We start from the raw sequence: 19,237 nt of genomic DNA on the forward strand, positions 1-19,237 counted from the left end.
CCGGCACAGGTTCGGCGGGGGCGGGGGCTTCGGCCGGGACGCTGCCCACGGCCTGCTGGAAGTGGCCGGCGACGAACGGCTTGGTGAAGTGCGCGTCCTGGCCCTTGTCGAGCAGCCGGAGCATGTGGGTGGCCTCGGAGACGTGCTCCTTCTCCTCCGCCGCCAGGTGCAGGAAGAAGGCGCGGACCTCCGGACTGGAGGAGTCCTCCGCGAAGGCCTCGTACTCGTTGATGGTCTCGAGTTCACGTGCCAGCACGGCGCGGATGCGCGCGACGTCGGACCGCTCGGTGTCGGACTTTCCGGCCATTGGGGCGGACCCTCGCAACCCGTGGGGGCACCGTCAAGTGAAACAGCGGTCGAAGGGTTTCCTGCTGCATGGCCCAAGACGCTGGACGTAGAGTCCGCGCCTTCGTGACCGTCCCTGCTCCCGCGTCGCCCCCGAAGCCTGCCTCCCCGGCCGTCACCCCGCCAGCCGCCCCCGAGCGCGCCGGAGGGCGGGGCGCGATGCTGGTGGGCATCGGCATCCTCGCATCGCGGCTGATGGGGCTCGTGCGCGAGCGCGTCTTCGCGCACTACCTGGGCAACGCGGAGGCCGCCGCCGTCTTCAAGGCCGCGCTGCGCATCCCCAACTTCCTGCAGAACCTCTTCGGCGAAGGCGTCCTGTCGGGCTCCTTCATCCCGGTGTACGCCCAGCTGCTGGGCAAGAAGGACGCGGAGGAGTCGGACCGGGTCGCGGGCGCGGTGTTCGGCCTGCTGGCCCTGGCGACCAGCGTGATGGTGGCGCTGGGCATGCTGGCCACGCCGCTGTTCGTGGACCTCATCGCGCCGGGCTTCGAGGGCGGCGAGCGCGACCTGGCGGTGCGGCTGGTGCGCATCCTGTTCCCCGGCACGGGCTTCCTGGTGCTGAGCGCGTGGTGCCTGGGCATCCTCAACAGCCACCGGCGCTTCCTCCTGTCGTACCTGGCGCCGGTGGTGTGGAACGTCGTCATCATCGCCACGCTGCTGGCGGTGGGGGGGCGGTACGCGCAAGGAGGCCGCGCCGCGGAAGAGGCGCTGACGGAGTGGCTGGCCTACGGCGTGGTGGCGGGCAGCTTCCTCCAGTTCGCGGTGCAGGTGCCCACGGTGCTGCGCCTGTTGGGGCGCTTCCGTCCGGCGCTGTCGCTGGCGAGCGCCTCCGTGCGCCAGGTGCTGAAGAACTTCGGCCCGGTGGTGCTGGGGCGCGGCGTGGTGCAGTTCAGCGCGTGGGTGGACACCGCGTTCGCCTCCCTCATCTCCAACCGCGCGCTGTCCTCGCTCCTCTACGCGCAGACCATCTACCTCATCCCGGTGAGCCTCTTCGGCATGGCGGTGTCGGCCGCTGAACTTCCGGAGATGGCGCGCGCCACCGGGGAAGGGGAGGCGGACGCGCACGCGAAGCTGCGAAGTCGCATCGACGCGGGTTCGCGGCGGATCGCCTTCTGGGTGGTGCCGTCCGCGGCGGCGCTGCTCTTCCTGGGGGACCTCGTGAGCGGCGCGCTCCTCCAGACGGGCCGCTTTGGCGCGGCGGACTCGCGCTACCTCTGGTATCTGCTGATGGGCGCGGCGGTGGGCCTGGTGGCCTCCACCGTGGGCCGCCTCTACGCCTCCGCCTTCTACGCGCTGAAGGATCCGAAGACGCCCCTGCGATACGCGGTGGTGCGCGTGAGCCTGGGCACCGTGAAGGCGTACTTCCTGGCGCTGTGGCTGCCGGAACGGCTGGGGCTGCCCCGGGAATTGGGTGCGGCCTTCCTCACCCTCTCCAGCGGCATCGTGGCCTGGGTGGAGACGACGCTCCTGCGCCGCAAGCTGAAGCAGCGCGTGGGGCCCGTGGGCCTGCCGGCGGGACTTCTGGGCCGGTTGTGGGGCGCGGCGGCGGTGGGTGGGCTCGTGGCGCTGGGGGTCAAGCAGGGCCTCACCTCCCTCCTGGGCCCCATGCCCGGGGTGGACGCGCAGTGGGGGGGCACGGTGCTGGTGCCGCCGCACCTGCACCCCGTCGTGGGGCTGTTGGCGGTGGCGGTTCCCTTCGGACTCGTCTACTTCGCTGTGGCCGCCGCGCTGGGCATTCCCGAGGCGGGCGCTGTCTTCCGCAAGGTGGGCCGGAAGCTGAAGCTCGTCCGCTAGACGCGGCGCGGCGCACGGTGGGACGGCTGCCTTCCAGGCGATGCTTGGGAAAGCAAACGGAATGCAGGACAGGCCCCTTTCGGTTGCGATAGGAGGCCCATTGTGAGGGGGAGGTCGGTATGCGGCTTCCTCCCGACATGGCGCACGTGTAATGTGCGCCGCCTTTTTCAAGAGGCCCTGACTTCACGGGAGTCCGGGGTCGAAATCGTCAACGGAAGGTCTCGGCAGTGAGCGACGAGAAGAGCGGCGGTAATTCGGGCGGTCCTGGCGGTTTCGGTCCCAAGAAGCCGAAGGCCACGTTTGGCGACGTGATGCTGGGCATCCCTTCGGGGGGCCAGGGCAACGAGCGCGGCGGTGGCCGTGGCGGCGGAGGCCGCGACGAGCAGCGCGGTCCGGGACGGGAGCGTGGGGCGCGCGATGCACAGTCGCCGCAGCCTCGTCCCCAGGGCGGCGATGCGGGTGCACCTCGCGGTGGACGCCCCGGCGGTGGTGGCGGCGGTGAGCGTCGTCCGTCCGGCCCCATGGTGGTCGTGAAGCGGGCCTCCGGCTCCATCGAGACGCGCGCGCTGGAGGGTGACAAGCCCACCGACGCGACCGCGACGGCGGAGCAGACGGGCGCTGAGGCGCAGGCCTCCGCGGCCACGCCGACGCCCACCCCGACGCCGCGTCCGGTGACGCCGGCGCCCTCCAGCCCCCTCTACGAGGAGGTCCAGGAGTCCGAGTCCTTCGCCGACATGTTCGAGGCGCAGGTCAAGGACGGTGGCGCTCCTGGCCGGCGCGGCGTGCGCCTGGGCGAGAAGGTCTCCGGCACCATCTTCCAGCTGGGCGCGGACACCGCGTTCGTGTCGCTGGACGGCTCCGGCAAGTCCGAGGCGATGATCGAGCTGCGCGAGCTCAAGGACGACGAGGGCATCCTGCGCTTCGGCGTGGGTGACCGCCTGGATGCGCACGTGGTGGAGATGGGTGCCCGCGGCATCCTGCTCAGCCGCGCGCTCGCCAAGGGCAACGCGTCCATGGCGATGCTGGCCGAGGCCCGCGCCTCCGGCATGCCCGTCGAGGGCATGGTGCTCAGCGTGAACAAGGGCGGCGTGGAAGTCGCCATCGGCGACATGCGCGCGTTCTGCCCCATCAGCCAGCTGGACATCCGCTTCGTGGAGAAGCCGGATCAGTTCATCGGCGAGAAGCTCCAGTTCCGCGTCACCGAGGTCCGGGACCGCAACGTGGTGCTGTCGCGCCGGTCGCTGCTGGAGGACGAGCAGCGCAAGCTGGCGACGGAGACGCGCAAGAACCTGGCCGTGGGCAAGACGGTCAAGGGCAAGGTCTCTGGCGTGCGCGACTTCGGCGTGTTCGTGGACCTGGGCGGCGTGGAGGGCATGATCCCCGTCTCCGAGCTGTCCTACACGCGCGTGGGTCACCCCAGCGAGGTCGTGAAGCAGGGCGACGACGTGGAGGTGGAGATCATCCGCATGGAGGAGGGCCAGCCGAACTCCTCCGACAAGGCGAAGCAGAAGGAGCGCATCACGCTCTCGCTGCGCTCCAGCCAGGAGGATCCGTTCAAGAAGGCGCTGGAGGAGCTGCACGAAGGCGACCGCCTGCAGGGCAAGGTCGTCCGGCTGCAGCCGTTCGGCGCGTTCGTGGAGCTGCGCCCGGGCGTGGATGGCCTGGTGCACATCTCCGCGCTGAGCGACCGTCGCATCGCGCACCCGCGTGACGCGGTGAAGGAAGGCGAAGTCATCTGGGTGTCCATCGAGAAGATCGACCCCAACGACAAGCGCATCGGCCTGCGCCGCATCTCCGAGGAGGAGGCGCAGCGTCCTGCCGAGGAGCGTCCGGCGAAGGCGGCCACGGAGGCGAAGCCCGCGCAGCCCGCGGCGCCGCGTCCCAAGGTGGGCGACGTCGTCACCGGCAAGGTGGATCGGCTGGAGCCCTACGGCGTGTTCCTCGCGTTCCCGGGCGGCAAGGGCCTCATCCCGGCCAGCGAGACGGGCACCGACCGCGGCACGGACATGCGCAAGCACTTCTCCATCGGGCAGGAGCTGAAGGTGGCGATCATCGACATGGATCCCGCCGGGAAGATCCGCCTGTCCATCCCTGGCGCCATCCGCGCCGAGGAGCGCGCCGAGGTCGAGGCGTGGCAGAAGACGCAGAAGCCGGTGGGCTCGGGCAAGAAGGGCTTCGGCACCTTCGCGGATCTGCTGAGCAAGCTGGGCAAGTAGTGCGTCACTCGTTCTCGGCGCTCGCTCGCGACAATGCGGAAGGGCGCCGAGAATAGAGTTGACGGTCGCGAGAGGCAGATGTACTTACCCTCTCGTTCTCGCCGCGGGGTGGAGCAGCCTGGTAGCTCGTCGGGCTCATAACCCGAAGGTCGCAGGTTCAAATCCTGCCCCCGCAACTTGAAAAGCCAGGGGTCTGGTTGAAATGAAAGACCAGACCCCTGGTGTTCAAATGTAGAAGCAAAAGCGCAGCACGGTGACGCGGGGTGGAGCAGCCTGGTAGCTCGTCGGGCTCATAACCCGAAGGTCGCAGGTTCAAATCCTGCCCCCGCAACTCTGGAAAGGGCCCCAGTCGAAAGACTGGGGCCCTTTCTGTTTTCAGCGTCTGGGTTTCCGCCCACGCACGGGCCTGCCGGTGAGCCTCCGGGTTCCTGGCTGCTCTCTCCTTCACGCCCTGAATCCGCTCGCCTTTGTGGGGGCTCGGCCGTGCGTCCGCTCGTCGACGGTTGCACGCCGGGGCTTGCGTTGACGTGCGACCTACTCGCCGGTAGGTTACGGTTGGGTAGGTCATCGGCGGACGGTGTTACGTGGGGAGTGAATCCATGACGAGCCAGTCCCTTCGTGGTGCGCGGAAGAACGCGGAGGCCTTGCGCGGTGCCAGCCGGCTCGCGGTGCAGGCTGCCCAGGGCGTGATCGGAATCGTGCAGGAGATGCACTGCACCATCGCCAGCGGCCCCGCGATTCTCGGCAAGCCCCTGGAGCGGCCCGTGCGCGCCCTGACGGGGCTCGTCTACGCGACGCTTCAGGGCGTCACGCAGCAGGTCGGCGCGGGGATCGACGCCGTCATCACGCAGCTTGCGCCCTGGCTGGGAGACAGCGTGCCCGGGCCGCAGCGGGAGGCGGTGGTCGCCGCGCTGAACGGCGTGCTGGGGGATGCGCTCCACGAGGGCGGAAATCCGCTCGCCATTCCGATGGCGTTCCGGATCCGTGGTCAGCGCCTGTCCCTGGAGCCAGCCGCCTTGCGTGCCGCGCTTCCGGGGGCCGGGAGCCGGTTGCTCGTGCTGGTGCACGGCTCCTCGATGAATGATCTGCAGTGGAACCGGCTCGGGCACGACCATGGGGAGGCGCTGGCGCGGGAGCTCGGGTACACGGCGGTCTATCTCCACTACAACAGCGGGCTGCACATCTCCCGCAACGGCCGTGCGTTCTCGGAGCTGCTGGAGGAACTCGTGTCCGCGTGGCCCGTGCCGCTGGAGGAGCTGACGCTCATCGGCCACAGCATGGGGGGCCTCGTGTCCCGGAGCGCGTGCCTCGCCGCAGAGGCGCGGGGGCATGGCTGGCGGCACCGGCTGCGCAAGCTCGTCTGTCTTGGCACCCCGCACCACGGTTCGCCGCTGGAGCGCGGTGGGAGCTGGATCGACGTGCTGCTCGGCATCAGCCCCTACAGCGCTCCGTTCGCGCGGCTCGGACGGATCCGGGGAGCTGGCGTCACGGACCTGCGCTTCGGCAACGTGCTGGATGAACACTGGGAAGGGCGGGAGCGCTTCGGCTGGGGCGGTGATGTCCGTCGCAAGCTCGCCCTGCCCGACGGCGTGGAGTGCTACGCGGTCGCCGCGACCTCCGCGCAGGAAGAATCGGAGCGGCTTCCCGGCGACGGCTTGGTGCCGGTGGCCAGTGCGCTCGGACGGCACCTCCAGCCGGAGCTGACGCTGCGATTCCCGGAAGCGAATCAGCGGATCATCCTGCGCGCGAACCACCTGGACCTGCTCAACCACCCGGAGGTCTACGCCGCGCTCCGCGCGTGGCTGTCGCCCTGAGCGCTGGCTACAGCGGCTGGACGTGATCTGCGATGCGACCCGATGCAATCAGCTCGCGCAGCTCGTCGCCCATCCGTTCCCCTTCCGTCAGCACCTGCTTCCACGCCCGGATGCGCTCGTCGTCCTTCAGGCGGGTGAAGTCGACGCGGTCGGGGATGCGCTTGCCGGGCAGTCGCTCCAGGTGCGCGGGCGAGGGCGCGATGATCAGCGCGCGGCGGAAGTTGAGCGGTCCTGCGCGGCGCCACTTCAGGGACTTGTCGAACCAGCCGGGCACCACGTACGGATAGAAGTGCGGGTAGAGCACCAACCCCTCGCCCGCGCCGTAGTCCACGTCCAGGTGGTAGTCGACGACGCCTCCATCCCGGTACGTGCCCGGAGGCGCACCCGGGATGTCGTGGACGCCCGCGATCACCAGGGGGATGGAGCCGGAGGCCAGCAGGGCAGGGCGCAGGTTGTCCCGCGTCAGGGCGCAATGCACCGACGGCAGGTCCTTGAGCCCCGCGAACGGGCTCGTATCCCCGGCCGTGTGGAAGAGCACGCGCTGCATCTGGAGTCCCAACGTCCGACGGCTCACCGCGTTCGCCAGCGCCCCCAGCACGAAGCCCGTGAGCTGCGCCCCGGACTGCTCCACCGCCAGCAGCCCCTTGCACCGGGTCGTCACGACATGGAGCCGGGCCCACGGATGGGTGAGGATCTCCTCCGCGCCGTCCGGCCCCAGGAGCGCTTCGAGGACCTGGGCACTCGTCTCGCTGACGAGCGACGGCGGCGGCTTGGGCGGATAGCGTTGATCCAGGTACGCGTCCGCGAAACGCTTCAGCGCGGCCACCGGATCCTTCTGCGCCAGACACGCCAGACGCCAGCTCCCGATGGAGCTGCCGATGAGGTGCAGGGGCCGGGTGCGAGGCTGCCGGAGGAGTTCCCCGAACAGCACCCGGTCGATGCCCTCCAGCGCCAGCCACTTCGGTCCACCCGAAGCACCGGGAAGGATGTGCACATCCTCCGCGCGCAGACCGCGTTCACGGAGGATGCGCAGGGCGTCGGGACCGGCCAGCAGGGTGAGGCTTTGGCTCATCGCGGGCGCGCAACCTAGCAGGCTCGCATCTGGCGACTATCGGTTCTCGTCGGGAGGCTCGGACTCCAGCGGGTTGAGCGTCACCACCCGGTGGCCGTCTTGTTCCGGTTCGCTGCGCACCTCCTCCAATTCCTCAGGACTTCGGGGCGCGCGTTCGGAAAAGTTGTCGTTCTCGAGGTGCCGCTGACGCTGCTCGCTGGTGCCGCCGTAACCCTCCTGCAGCTTCTTTCCAGCCATGTCCGTGCTCCCTCGCAAGGGGTGAACTGGAACAGTCGTTACGGTGCACGGCGCGCGCAAGCGGAGCCCTGCCAGTGTGCTCGGATGCCCCCAGGACGGGGCTCCGGGCCTGCGGTGTCATCTCATTCTTCCAGGGTCCCCACGGAAGGTGAGGCGCCGTCGCGCTCCCGCTGGGCCTCCAGGTAGGCGGAGAAGCCCGCCTTGGACTGGATGCGGAACTCGGGGATGCGCGCGAGGACCCGGTTCGTGAACGCGTACTGCTCGCACACGAGGCTTGCCCGCAGCGCGCCTTCGGGGCCGCCCGTGAAGGGTTGCACCTCGTGCGCGAGGTCGCCCCGGAAGTGGACCAGCAGGCCCGGCTCGGGCGCCACATCGCCCTTGGCCTCGTTGTCGCGGAACAGCCGCAGTGCTCCGCCGCGCGCTTCGGGGGGCACGCGCAGGTAGAGCACGCTCACGTGCGCGGGCGTCGCGTGCCGCAGGCCACTGGGCTCCTGCAACGTCGCGTCGATGTGGCGCCCCACCGGCGTCCCCGCGTCCAGCAGCAACAGGTTCAGGTAGAAGGCATTGGGACGCTGCGCGGCGGCGCGGGCCCCGAACCAGCGCCATCGTGTTCGCGGCACCAGCTCCCGGGCGCTGTCGCCATCCAGGATGCAGCGCAGGTACGCGGACAGGAATGGGAAGCGCTCCTCCAAGGTCGCGCGGCCCGCCTGCGTGAAAATGAACGAGAAGCCCCGGCTCGCGCGGAAGGTGCCCATCAGCGGACTGCGCGCGACGAAGCGCGAACCGAGCAGGGCGTCCCTCAGGGACTCCAGTTCGGCGCGGGGCAGGGCGTCGCGGTGGGTGACGTACTCGGGCACGGGCAGGACGCTAACGCCTTCCCGCTTCCGCGAGAATGGTCCCGCCCCGGTCGCCTCCCTTCCGGGCGGGCCCCCTGTCCCCAAGCTCGGAGTCCGGAGTCAGGTGCCCGCTACATCGCCGCCTGCTCCACGCATCCCTTGGCCCGGCCCAGCATGTGGAGCAGGGCCTTCTCCGAACAGTGCATGCCCTCGCCCGCGTGCGCCGCCAGCTCGTCCACGGACTTGAAGTAGCGGTCCACCACCTGGCCCCGCTCGAAGAGGGCGAGCACCGACGGGTAGATGTACGACGCCCTGGCGACGGCGGGTGTGTTGCCCAGGTGTTCGGAGGCCTCGCGCACCGCGGCCACCATGGTCTTCTTCAGGATGGTCTTCTTCACGGGCCCGGCGTCGCCTTCGCGCTTCTCGTGCTCGCGGGTCCTGGCCAGCGCGCACGCGCAGATGAGCGTTCCGGCCCAGGTGCGGAAGTCCTTCGCGCTGTAGCCGGGCCCCATCACCTGCTGGATGTACTCGTTGAGGTGACGGCGCCGCACGTCCACCACCGCGCCGTCGTCCACCACGAACTTGAAGACGTCGCGCCCGCGCACCTTCAGCAACTGCCGTACGAGCGTGGCCACGCGGCGGTCCTTGAGCTCCCGGTGCTGGCGCACGCCCGACTTGCCCGGGTAGTCGAACACCACCGTGTCGCCCGTCACCTTCACGTGGCGCGCCCTCAACGTGGCCAGCCCGAAGCTGCCGTGCTCCTCCGCGTAGCGCTGGCTGCCCGGGCGGATGAAGCACGTGCCCAGGATGCGCAGCATTCCCGCGAGCACCCGCTCTCGGACCAGCCCCCGCTTGCGCAGATCCTTGTTCACCTGCCGCCGCATCTTCGGCAGCGCCCGCGCGAAGCCCACGATGCGCTGGAACTTCACCGACTGCTGCCGCTGCGTATGCGCCTCGCTGTAGCGGTACTGCCAGCGGCCCGCACCATCCCGTCCCACCGCCTGGAGCCGCGCGGACGCCTTCGTCGCGATGGCCACCTCCGTCCACGCCGGGGGCAGCTTCAACGCCTCGATGCGCTCGCGCTCCGCCTGGGACACCGCGCGGCCGTTCGCATCCACGTAGCGGAAGCCCCGCTTCATCGTCCCCAACCGGCGCAGCCCATCCCGGCGCAGCCGCTCCAACTGCGTCAGGCCGCGGGAGGCCCGCGGGCCACTGGAAGTCCGCTCTGTTTCCAAGACAGCGAGGTTGGAGGGCATCAAGACCATCCCAGGGGCCGGGGGCTCCAGGACACCTGGACGCCCGGGCTCACCCTGTAGTGCGCAGCCCGCCGCCGACCGGCAATCCCGCGCGGCTCCTGGCTGCATGCCCTCCAGACAGGTGGAAAAGCCCCGGGTGGCATTTTCGGATACGGGTGCAGTCGCTTACACTCACTTGCGACTCCAAACTCCCAACGTATTCCCGAGGCATGACGACCTTCCTCGACGCCCTGGTGGCGTTTCCGACCGCGATCTTCACCGCCTTCCTCGGGGTGGTGCTGGCCTATTGGCTCTGCGTGATCATCGGCGCGGCGGGCATCGACATGCTGGACGGTGACGCCCACATCGACCTGGAAGGCGGCGCCAAGGCGGTGAGTGGCGCGTTCGAGGGCGGGGCCAAGGCCACGTCGGGGCTCCTGGAGGGCGGCGCGAAGGCCGTCTCGGGGCATGGCCACGGCGGACACTCGCACGCGCATGACGCGGAGGCCGCCACCGGCCTGCTCGCGGCGCTGGGCTTCGGGGGCATCCCCATCACCGTGTCGGTGAGCCTGGTGGTGTTCCTGTCCTGGTCGCTGTCCCTGCTGACCGGCCAGATGGCGCACGGCGCGCTCTCCATGCTGCCCTCCTGGCTCATCAGCACGGGCCTGGGCCTGGGCTGCTTCGCGGTGGGTACGGGGGTGGCCGGACTCGCGGTGCGGCCCCTGCGGCCCATCTTCATCGCCAAGAAGGCCCCGGGCCGCGAGGCCCTGATGGGCCGCGTGTGCAGCATCTCCAGTGGCAGCGTGAACGCGCGCGACGGCCACGCGACCTTCAATGACGGGGCCGCGGGCCTCATCCTCAACGTCGTCTGTGACAAGCCCAACCAGCTCAAGCGGGGCGAGCCGGCGTTGATCCTCGGCTACGACGCCGAGCGCGGTGTCTACGAGGTGGAGCCGGTGGACTGGCTCCTGCCGCAGGAAATGGAGCAGCTTCGCGATCCGCTCAAGGCAGCGGCCGTCGCGAGGGCCCGCTCGCAGCGATGAACATTGGCGTCCTCCGGGCCTTCCGGACGGGCGCGACAATCGGCACCGGGTGGCTTTCGCGGGGGACCCCGAGTGCTTGGAACAAGGCCCGCCCAACGACTTCACAGGAAGGCCATGGATCCCATCAGCCTGGCAGCAATCATCGGCGGCGGCGTCATCATCCTCTTCGGCATCTTCGTCAGCGTGGCGAAGTTCTACCGCCAGGTGGATCAGGGCAAGGTGCTCATCGTCAACACGATGAAGACGGAGCCCACGGTGACGTTCACCGGCGCCGTCGTCCTCCCCATCGTCCACCGCGCGGAGGTGATGGACATCTCGCTGAAGACGGTGGAGATCGACCGTCGCGGCAAGGAAGGCCTCATCTGCCAGGACAACATCCGGGCGGACATCAAGGTCACCTTCTTCGTGCGCGTGAACAAGACCCGCGAGGACGTGCTCAAGGTCGCCCAGTCCATCGGCTGCGTGCGCGCCAGCGACCAGGAGACGTTGGAGAACCTCTTCGAGGCCAAGTTCTCCGAGGCCCTCAAGACGGTGGGCAAGAGCTTCGACTTCGAGCAGCTCTACACCAAGCGCGATGAGATCAAGGACAAGGTGGTCGGCACCATCGGCCGCGACCTCAACGGCTACATGCTGGAGGACTGCGCCATCGACTTCCTCGAGCAGACCCCGGTGGAGATGCTCGACAAGGACAACATCCTGGACGCCCAGGGCATCCGGAAGATCACCCAGCTGACCACCGAGCAGAATGTCTTCACCAACGAGCTGCGCCAGTCCGAGCGCATGGCCGTGACGAAGCGCGACGTGGAAGCCGACGAGGCCATCTTCGCCCTGCAGCGTCAGCGCGAAGAGGCCGCCGCCAAGCAGCGCCGGGAGATCGACAGCATCCAGGCGCGTGAGACGGCCGAGGCCGACCGCGTGAAGAGCGAGGAGTTCGCCAAGGCGCAGCTCGCGCGCATCAAGGCCGAAGAAGAGATCGCCATCAACGAGGAGAACAAGACGCGCCAGGTGCAGGTGGCGCAGAAGAACCGCGAGCGCGTGGTGGGCGTGGAGACCGAGCGCGTGGAGAAGGACCGCGCCCTGGAAGCCATCAACCGCGAGCGCGAGACGGAACTGCAGCGCATCTCCAAGGAGAAGGCGCTCGAAGGCGAGAAGAAGGCCATCGCCGACGTGGTGCGCGCCCGCATCGCGGTGGAGAAGACCGTCGCCCAGGAAGAGGAGAACATCAAGGACCTGCGCGTGACGTCGGAGGCCAAGCGCAACAAGGACGCCATCATCATCGCCGCCCAGGCGCACGCGGAAGAGGCGTCCGTCAAGGACATCCAGGCCGCGGACGCGAGCGCGAAGATCGCCGTCTTCCTCGCCAAGGAGAAGCTGACCCTCGCGGAGGCGGACCTGGAGGCCGCGGACAAGTCGGCCAAGGCGAAGATGCGCCTGGCCGAGGGCATCCAGGCCGAGTCCGCCGCGGCGGGGCTCGCCAACGTGCGCGTGCGTGAAGCCGACGCGGTCGCGACCGAGAAGCTGGGCATGGCGCAGGTGCGCGTGAAGGAGGCCGAGGCCTCCGTCATCCAGAAGCAGGGCCAGGCGCAGGCCTCCGCCACGCGCGAGAAGCTGCTCGCCGAGGCCTCCGGTATGGAGGAGAAGGGCATGGCCCAGGCCCGCGTGCAGGAGGCGGAAGCCGGCGCCATCCACAAGCGCGGCGAGGCGGAGGCGTTCGCCATGCGCGAGAAGCTGCTCGCCGAGGCCGCCGCCATCCAGGAGAAGCTGATGGCCGAGGCGCGGGGCCTGTCGGAGAAGGCCACCGCGATGAAGGCCCTGGACGGCGTGGGTCGCGAGCACGAGGAGTACCGCCTGCGCCTCAACAAGGAGCGCGACGTGGAACTGGCGGCCATCAACGTGCGCAAGGACATCGCCCAGGCGCAGGCCCAGGTGCTGGGTCAGGCCTTCGGCAACGCGAAGTTCCAGATCGTCGGCGGCGACGGGAAGTTCTTCGAGAACTTCATCAAGGCCGTCTCCTTCGGCAGCTCCGTGGACGGCGCGCTGGATCACAGCGAGGCGCTGAAGAAGACGCTCGGTGGCTACCTCAACGGCGAGAAGGACCTGCCCGCGGACCTGAAGGAGATCCTCTCCAAGCCGGGTCTCAGCAACGACGCGCAGAACCTGGCCGTCGCCGCGCTGCTCAACCGGATGTCCCTGAGCCCCACCGCCTCCACGGCCGCCGGCATCAAGGCCCTCGTGCAGACGGAGGCCGCGGCCCTCCTCGAGAAGCAGGGCTAGCCCTCAAGGGCCTTCCCTCCGGCGCATCCGCGAACCGCATCCCTTTTCGGTGAACATCCATGGCAACTGACAGCGGCAAGACCCCGGGCACCCCTGTGCCCGGGGGCGAGGCGACGCTGGAGGGCGGCAGCTACGAGGTCATCCGTGCGCGCCTCCACTCCCAGGCGGACGCACTGGCGACCCAGGCGAACGACCTCAACGCCCGGCGCAAGGCGCTCTTTGGTGGCACGGAACTCACCGTCATCGGCAACGAGCGGGTGCGCACGGAGAACAACTGCGTCCCGCGCGACATCGTCAGCGTCGGGAAGTACCTCCTCTTCGGCTACAACGTCTTCATCGGCCTGAAGAAGGAGACGGTCGTCTCGGACGTCTTCTCGCTGCACCGCTTCGAGAAGACGGCCGAGGGCTTCGACCTGTCCGCCGTTCCCTCCACGGAGGCCGGCGGCTTCCTCGCGGACCCCCGGTTCGTGAAGGACTTCGGCGAGCTGTACAAGTACTACAAGGACGCGAAGCTGTTGCAGCTGCGCCGGCGGGACTCGCGCCTGCTGGCGGTGTTCCAGACGGGCCAGTCCGCGCGCGACCTCAAGGTCTTCCGCTTCAACGTGGACGTGGAGGGCCGCGCCACCTACGTCGACAACCAGGGCGAGCGCGATCACGTCTTCCCGCCGTCGCACGACTTCGAGTGGACGGTGGCCACGCGCGAGCAGTACGTGCTGGGCCAGCACCCGCACGTCAACGTGCTGGATCAGGTCTTCGTGGAGACGGTGAAGGGCGACCTCACCATCAAGGTCGAGGACAACACCACCACCGGCCTGGGCATCTACAGCGAGCCGGTGGACGACCCGGATCAATCGCTGGATGACGCGGAGTTCGCCTGGACGCAGGTGGGCGGCCTCATCCTGCTGCGCGTGCTCCCGTTCCGGGAGAAGGCGCACCGCTACCTCGTCTTCAACGCGCGCACCCAGCACGTGGTGCGCATCGACGCCATCGGGCAGTCCTGCGTGCGGCTGCCGGAGGACCAGGGCATCGTCTTCCCGGGCGGCTACTACCTCCAGACGGGCGACTACAAGGTCTTCGACGGCGCGTCGGAGCAGATGGAGTTCCACCACGCGGTGCGCTCGCCCAACGGGGAGGACGTGCTCTACGTCTTCCACCGCCGGGACGAGGGCAGCTACGTGCTGTTCCCGTACAACCTGGTGCGCAAGGAGGTGCAGACGCCCCTTGTCTCCAACGGCATGAGCCTCTTCGCGGACGGTGGGCTGGTGGTGTTCCGCGCCACGTCGCAGGAGCCCACGCGCGTGCACCCCATGCAGGTGTGGCAGACGCCGTTCGTCTCCGACGAGCACGCGGCGCAGTTGCCTCCCGCGCCGGGCTACCTGGGCAAGGTGGGCAACGCGGAGCTGGTGCGCGGCATCAGCGACGCGCTGACGCTGCCGCGCGTGGCGAAGACGGACAAGCCCACCCGCCGGACGTACGAGGACCTGGTGTCCGCGGCCACGCGGGCGCTGGACGCGTACTACTGGCTGAACCACGCGGAGGTCGGGCTCCAGGAGCCCATTGAACTCCTGCGGCGCACCTCCGAGCTCATCATCGATGAGTTCGAGAAGGTCCTCGCGATGCGCAAGCGCGCGGAGGAGTCGTTCGCGCAGGCGGTGACGGCGCAGGACACGCTCCTGCTCCAGTCCCAGCCGGAGGGGCTCACCGACGCGGAGGGCTTCATGCGGGCGCTGGCGGACCTGCGCCGGCACCGCGGGCACCTCATCACCCTGAAGGACATCCGCTACATGGACCTGGGGCGCGTGGACGCCCTGGAGCAGGCGGTGGTGGCCGCGTCCGACGCCGTGAGCACCGCGTGCGTGGACTTCCTCCAGAAGGGCGAAGCGCTCCAACCGCTGGCCACCCGGCTGGACGGCCTGCTGGAGCGGCTGGAGCCTGTCACCACGACGGCGGAGCTGGCGCCGCTGGTGGAGGACGTGGAGCGCACCGGCCAGGGCCTGGAGGTGCTGGGCGAGGTGGTGGGTGGACTCCAGGTGGGCGACCCGCTGGCGCGTGCCCGCATCCTGGAGGGCATCTCCGAATTGTTCAGCCGCCTGAACCGCGTGCGCGCGGGGCTCCAGGCGCGGCGCAAGGAGCTGAGCAGCCGGGAGAAGCGCGCGGAGTTCGGCGCGCAGTTCAAGCTGCTGGGCCAGAGCATCGAGAACGCGCTGTCCCAGGCGGATGCTCCGGAGAAGTGCGACGAGGCGCTGTCGCGGCTCACCGTGATGCTGGAGGAGCTGGAGGGCCGCTTCGGCGAGTTCGACGAGTTCCTGGGGCAGATCACCCAGAAGCGCGAGGAGCTGCTGGAGGCCTTCGGCGCGCGCAAGCAGTCGCTGGTGGACGAGCGCCAGCGCCGCGCGTCCGGCCTCTTCAGCGCCGCGGAGCGCATCCTCCAGGGTGTGCAGCGGCGGGCGAAGGCGTTCAAGGCGGACGACGAACTCAACGCCTACTTCGCGTCCGACGCGATGATCCTCAAGCTGCGGCAGCTGGCCGAGCAGCTCCTGGCGCTGCAGGACAGCGTGCGCTCGGACGAGGTGATGTCGCGGGTGAAGTCCGCCAAGCAGGACGCCCTGCGCGCCCTGCGCGACCGGCAGGACCTGTTCGAGGGCGGCGAGGGCCTCATCAAGCTGGGGCCCTACCGCTTCCACGTCAACACGCAGCCCCTGGACCTGACGCTGGTGCCGCGCGACGGCGCGCTGTACCTGCAGCTGACCGGCTCCGACTACACGCAGAAGCTGGAGGACCCGGAGCTGCTCAAGTACCGGGAGCTGTGGGAGCAGCACCTCGTCTCCGAGACGCGCGACGTCTACCGCTCGGAGTACCTGGCCGCGGCGCTGCTGCTGGACGCGGAAGAGGGCAAGGGCGGCTTGACGCTCGCGGCGCTGTACGAGGCCGGCGCGCAGGGACAGCTGCTGGAGCGGGTGCGGGCATATTCGGCGGACCGCTTCGACGAGGGCTACGAGCGCGGCGTGCACGACGCGGACGCGGTGTCGCTCCTGGAGAAGCTGCTCGCGCTGCATCAGGGCGCGGGCCTGCTGCGCTTCGCCCCGGTGCCTCGCGCCTGGGCCGCGCTCTACTGGGCGTTCGACACGGACGACACGCTCCGGGGTGTGTTCCACCGGCGCGCGCAGAGCCTCGCGCGGCTTCGCCAGGCGTTCGACACGTCGTCGGACCTGGTGGCCCTGGGCGACGAGCTGGGCGAACAGGTGCTCGCGTTCCTCAAGGGCCACGGGCTCGCGGCGTCGCCCGCGGAAGGACGGCAGGCGGGCCGCTACCTCGTGGAGGAGCTGGCGGTGGCGAACCCCCGCTTCACCACCAGCCGCGAGGCCCTGGCGGTGAAGGACGCCTTCCTCGCGCACCTGGACCGGCACGGCTCGCGCACCGCGTTCGACGAGGACCTGCGCGGCCTGGAGAAGAACCTGCCGGAGCGCCTGCGCATCGCGCGGGCCTGGGTGGACGCGTTCCTCGCGAAGCGCGAGGGGGGCGCGGGCGACGCGGCCTACGTGTCGCTGGAGACGGCGGTGGTGCTCATCACCGAGCGCAAGCTGGACCGCGAGACGGCGGGCGCCATCACGTCCTCGGAGGCCACGGGCCTCTTGGGCAGCCACCCGCGCGTGCAGGACCGCAAGCTGCCGCTGCGCCTGGATGAGTTCCTGTCCCGGCTGGGCGAGTTCCGTCAGGTGCGCGTGCCCGCGTACATGGCCTACCGCGCGTACCTGCGCGACCTGCTGGACAAGGAGCGGCGCAAGCTGCGGCTGGAGGAGCTGACGCCCAAGGTGCTCACGAGCTTCGTGCGCAACCGGCTCATCGACGAGGTGTACCTGCCGCTCATCGGCGCCAACCTGGCCAAGCAGCTGGGCGCGGCGGGCGAGGGCAAGCGCACGGACCGCATGGGCATGCTGCTGCTCATGTCGCCGCCCGGCTACGGCAAGACGACGCTGATGGAGTACGTGGCCAGCCGCCTGGGCCTCACCTTCGTGAAGGTGAACGGACCGGCGCTGGGCCACTCCGTGAAGTCGTTGGATCCGTCGGAGGCGCCCAACGCCACCGCGCGGCAGGAGGTGGAGCGCATCAACCTGTCCTTCGAGATGGGCAACAACGTGATGCTCTACCTCGACGACATCCAGCACACGGATCCGGAGCTGCTCCAGAAGTTCATCTCCCTGTGCGACGGCCAGCGCCGCGTGGAGGGTGTCTGGAATGGCCAGACGCGCACGTACGATTTGCGCGGCAAGAAGTTCTGCGTGGTGATGGCCGGCAACCCGTACACGGAGACGGGTGAGCGCTTCCGCATCCCGGACATGCTCGCCAACCGCGCGGACACGTACAACCTGGGCGACATCCTGGATGGCAAGGAAGAGCTGTTCGCGCTCAGCTACCTGGAGAACGCGCTCACCTCCAACCCGGTGCTGGCGCCGCTGGCCACGCGCGACCCGCAGGACGTGCACCGCCTCATCCGGATGGCGAAGGGGGAGGATGTCCCTTCCGGCGAGCTGAAGCACGGCTACGCGGCGGCGGAGCTCCAGGAGATTGTCGCCGTCTTCCAGCGGCTGTTCCGCGTGCAGCAGGTGCTGCTCAAGGTGAACCTCCAGTACATCGCCTCCGCCGCGCAGGACGAGCGCTTCCGCACGGAGCCGCCGTTCAAGTTGCAGGGCAGCTACCGCAACATGGGCAAGATGGCGGAGAAGGTCGTCTCCGCGATGACGGACGACGAGCTGGAGCGTCGCATCGACGACCACTACCAGGGCGAATCCCAGACGCTCACCACCGCCGCGGAGCAGAACCTGCTCAAGCTGGCGGAGATGCGCGGGCGCCTGACGCCGGAGAAGGCGAAGCGCTGGGAGGAGATCAAGCAGGGCTTCGCCCGCGTGAAGCGCATGGGGGGCAAGGAAGACGACCCCGTGGCGCGCGTCACCGGTCAGCTGGGCGCCATCGAGGAGCAGCTGGGCGCGGTGCGCGACGCCGTGGTCCAGGCCGCCGCGCAGGCGGGCAGTGCCCCCGACGTGGACCCCCTGGTGGAGGTGGCCCCGCACCTGGAGGCCCTGCGCGAGGCCGTCCTGGAGGTCGCCCGCGTGGGTCGCGAGACGGCCGCGAAGCCGCCGCCGGTGGCCCCGGCCCCGGTGGTCGTCCCGTCCGCTCCGGCGACGGACCTGGCCCCGTACCTCAAGCACCTGGCCCAGCTGCTCAAGGCCCTCACGGAACGCGTGGCGACCGCGTCCGAGGCGCCCACCCTGCGCAATGTGCCGCTGGCCGCGCCGGCCCCCGACTTCGGGCCGTACCTGGCGCAGCTCTCCCACGCCATCTCCGCCCTGGCGGACCGGCCGGTGTCCGTGTCCATGCCGGCGCAGTCCCCGGCCGAGTCGCTCCAGCGCGCGGCGAGCGGTCCGTCTCCGGCGGAGCTCAGCCGGCAGATTGAGCTGGTGGAAGGGGCGCTCCTGCCGCTGGAGCGCGCTGCCCGCCGCAACGTGCAGGGCGAAGGGGAGGGCATCAAGGCCCTCCAGGTGTGGCAGGGCATCACCGAAGCGCTGGAGCTGCTGCGCGGCATGCTGCGGCGTTAGCGCGGGCCCCGTGCGCCGTGGGGACACCGCCCCCATGGCGTACGACGGTCGGGGCCCGGCTCATTCGCCGCGAAGCTCGTTGACGGTCAGCCCCCGCACGGCGATCAACAGGTCCCCCGAGAGTGCCTGGAGCCGCGCGGCCAGCGGCGCGGCCTCCTGGGGAAGCCCCTCCTCCGCGCGGTCCTCGATCTGGGAGGCGAGGTCACCCGCGAGGCTCGAAAAGGTCGCCAGCACTCCGGAGAGCTTGTGCGCGCACTGACGCAGCCGATGCGCGTCACCGTGGCGGATCGCCTCGTCGAGCGAGGCGAGGTCGACGGGCAGGCGCGCGATGAGCGCATCGCAGAGCTTCGTGAGCAGCGGAGCGTCTTCCCCGCACGCCGACAGCAGGACCGGCGCATCCAGGAGCTGGCGGAGCGCTCGACGGCGGTCCAAGCGCTCGAGCACCGCCCAGAGGTCGTTGGCGATGATGGGCTTGGTCAGGAAGTCGTCCATGCCCGCGGCCAGACAGCGCTCGCGATCCTGCCGGCGTGAGCGGGCCGTCACCGCCACCACCGGCAGGTGCGCGCCCGTCGACTGTTCGCGCTGACGGATGCTCCGGATGACCTCGAATCCGTCCAGCTCCGGCATGTGGAGATCCAGGAGCAGCAGGTCGTAGGTGTCCGCTTCGAGCCGCTTCAGCGCTTCGAAGCCGCTGGTGGCGGAGTGCACGTCGTGACCGCGCCGGGTCAGCAACTGACGGAGGAGCTGCGCACCGAAGTCGTCGTCCTCGGCGATGAG

12 protein-coding genes and 2 tRNA genes are annotated in these 19,237 nt (G+C 69.7%); 8 read left to right on the forward strand and 6 right to left on the reverse strand.

The features are described from left to right. On the reverse strand, positions 1–307 hold a 307-nt coding region (locus D7X74_RS26080), incomplete at its 3' end, for a ferritin family protein (protein WP_304984930.1). Positions 308–375: 68 nt separating this feature from the next. On the opposite strand from D7X74_RS26080, the gene murJ reads away from it, so the two are divergent. The 5 genes from murJ to D7X74_RS26105 all read left to right on the forward strand — a co-directional run bounded on the left by murJ (position 376) and on the right by D7X74_RS26105 (position 6,169). Continuing rightward, on the forward strand, positions 376–2,139 hold the full coding sequence (murJ, locus tag D7X74_RS26085; RefSeq protein WP_370450807.1) for a murein biosynthesis integral membrane protein MurJ: 1,764 nt from the start codon (positions 376–378) through the stop codon (positions 2,137–2,139). Positions 2,140–2,366: 227 nt separating this feature from the next. Continuing rightward, positions 2,367–4,355, forward strand: a complete 1,989-nt coding sequence (locus D7X74_RS26090; RefSeq protein ID WP_120535711.1) for a S1 RNA-binding domain-containing protein — start codon at positions 2,367–2,369, stop codon at positions 4,353–4,355. A 102-nt stretch (positions 4,356–4,457) separates the two neighbouring features. Beyond that, positions 4,458–4,531, forward strand: a tRNA-Met gene (locus tag D7X74_RS26095). An 81-nt stretch (positions 4,532–4,612) separates the two neighbouring features. After that, a tRNA-Met gene (locus tag D7X74_RS26100) sits at positions 4,613–4,686 on the forward strand. A gap of 268 nt (positions 4,687–4,954) precedes the next feature. Further along, positions 4,955–6,169, forward strand: a complete 1,215-nt coding sequence (locus D7X74_RS26105) for a triacylglycerol lipase (RefSeq protein WP_120535712.1) — start codon at positions 4,955–4,957, stop codon at positions 6,167–6,169. A 7-nt stretch (positions 6,170–6,176) separates the two neighbouring features. On the opposite strand, the gene D7X74_RS26110 is transcribed toward D7X74_RS26105, so the two are convergent. The 4 genes from D7X74_RS26110 to D7X74_RS26125 form a co-directional block, all read right to left on the reverse strand. Beyond that, entirely contained in the window at positions 6,177–7,241 is a 1,065-nt protein-coding gene (locus D7X74_RS26110; RefSeq protein WP_120535713.1) for a patatin-like phospholipase family protein, read from the reverse strand. A 36-nt stretch (positions 7,242–7,277) separates the two neighbouring features. Next, positions 7,278–7,478, reverse strand: a complete 201-nt coding sequence (locus D7X74_RS26115; protein ID WP_120535714.1) for a hypothetical protein — start codon at positions 7,476–7,478, stop codon at positions 7,278–7,280. A gap of 122 nt (positions 7,479–7,600) precedes the next feature. Continuing rightward, positions 7,601–8,335: a 2OG-Fe(II) oxygenase gene (locus tag D7X74_RS26120; RefSeq protein WP_120535715.1), complete on the reverse strand. Its 735-nt coding sequence runs from the start codon at positions 8,333–8,335 to the stop codon at positions 7,601–7,603. A gap of 110 nt (positions 8,336–8,445) precedes the next feature. Then, positions 8,446–9,570 carry a DNA topoisomerase IB gene (locus tag D7X74_RS26125; protein WP_233595427.1) on the reverse strand — a complete coding sequence of 375 codons (1,125 nt, stop codon included), beginning with the start codon at positions 9,568–9,570 and terminating at the stop codon, positions 8,446–8,448. A 209-nt stretch (positions 9,571–9,779) separates the two neighbouring features. Here D7X74_RS26125 and D7X74_RS26130 point away from each other — a divergent pair, with 209 nt between their 5' ends. The 3 genes from D7X74_RS26130 to D7X74_RS26140 all read left to right on the forward strand — a co-directional run bounded on the left by D7X74_RS26130 (position 9,780) and on the right by D7X74_RS26140 (position 18,460). Further along, on the forward strand, positions 9,780–10,592 hold the full coding sequence (locus D7X74_RS26130) for a hypothetical protein (RefSeq protein WP_120535716.1): 813 nt from the start codon (positions 9,780–9,782) through the stop codon (positions 10,590–10,592). A 114-nt stretch (positions 10,593–10,706) separates the two neighbouring features. Next, a complete protein-coding gene (locus D7X74_RS26135) occupies positions 10,707–12,866 on the forward strand; it encodes a flotillin family protein (RefSeq protein ID WP_120535717.1) in 2,160 nt (719 codons plus the stop codon). Positions 12,867–12,925: 59 nt separating this feature from the next. Then, a complete protein-coding gene (locus D7X74_RS26140) occupies positions 12,926–18,460 on the forward strand; it encodes a DNA repair ATPase (protein WP_120535718.1) in 5,535 nt (1,844 codons plus the stop codon). A gap of 60 nt (positions 18,461–18,520) precedes the next feature. On the opposite strand, the gene D7X74_RS26145 is transcribed toward D7X74_RS26140, so the two are convergent. Beyond that, on the reverse strand, positions 18,521–19,237 hold a 717-nt coding region (locus D7X74_RS26145), incomplete at its 5' end, for a response regulator (protein WP_147446680.1).

Origin of the sequence: Corallococcus sp. CA047B, from assembly GCF_003612065.1 — a bacterium.
Taxonomy (GTDB): domain Bacteria; phylum Myxococcota; class Myxococcia; order Myxococcales; family Myxococcaceae; genus Corallococcus; species Corallococcus praedator.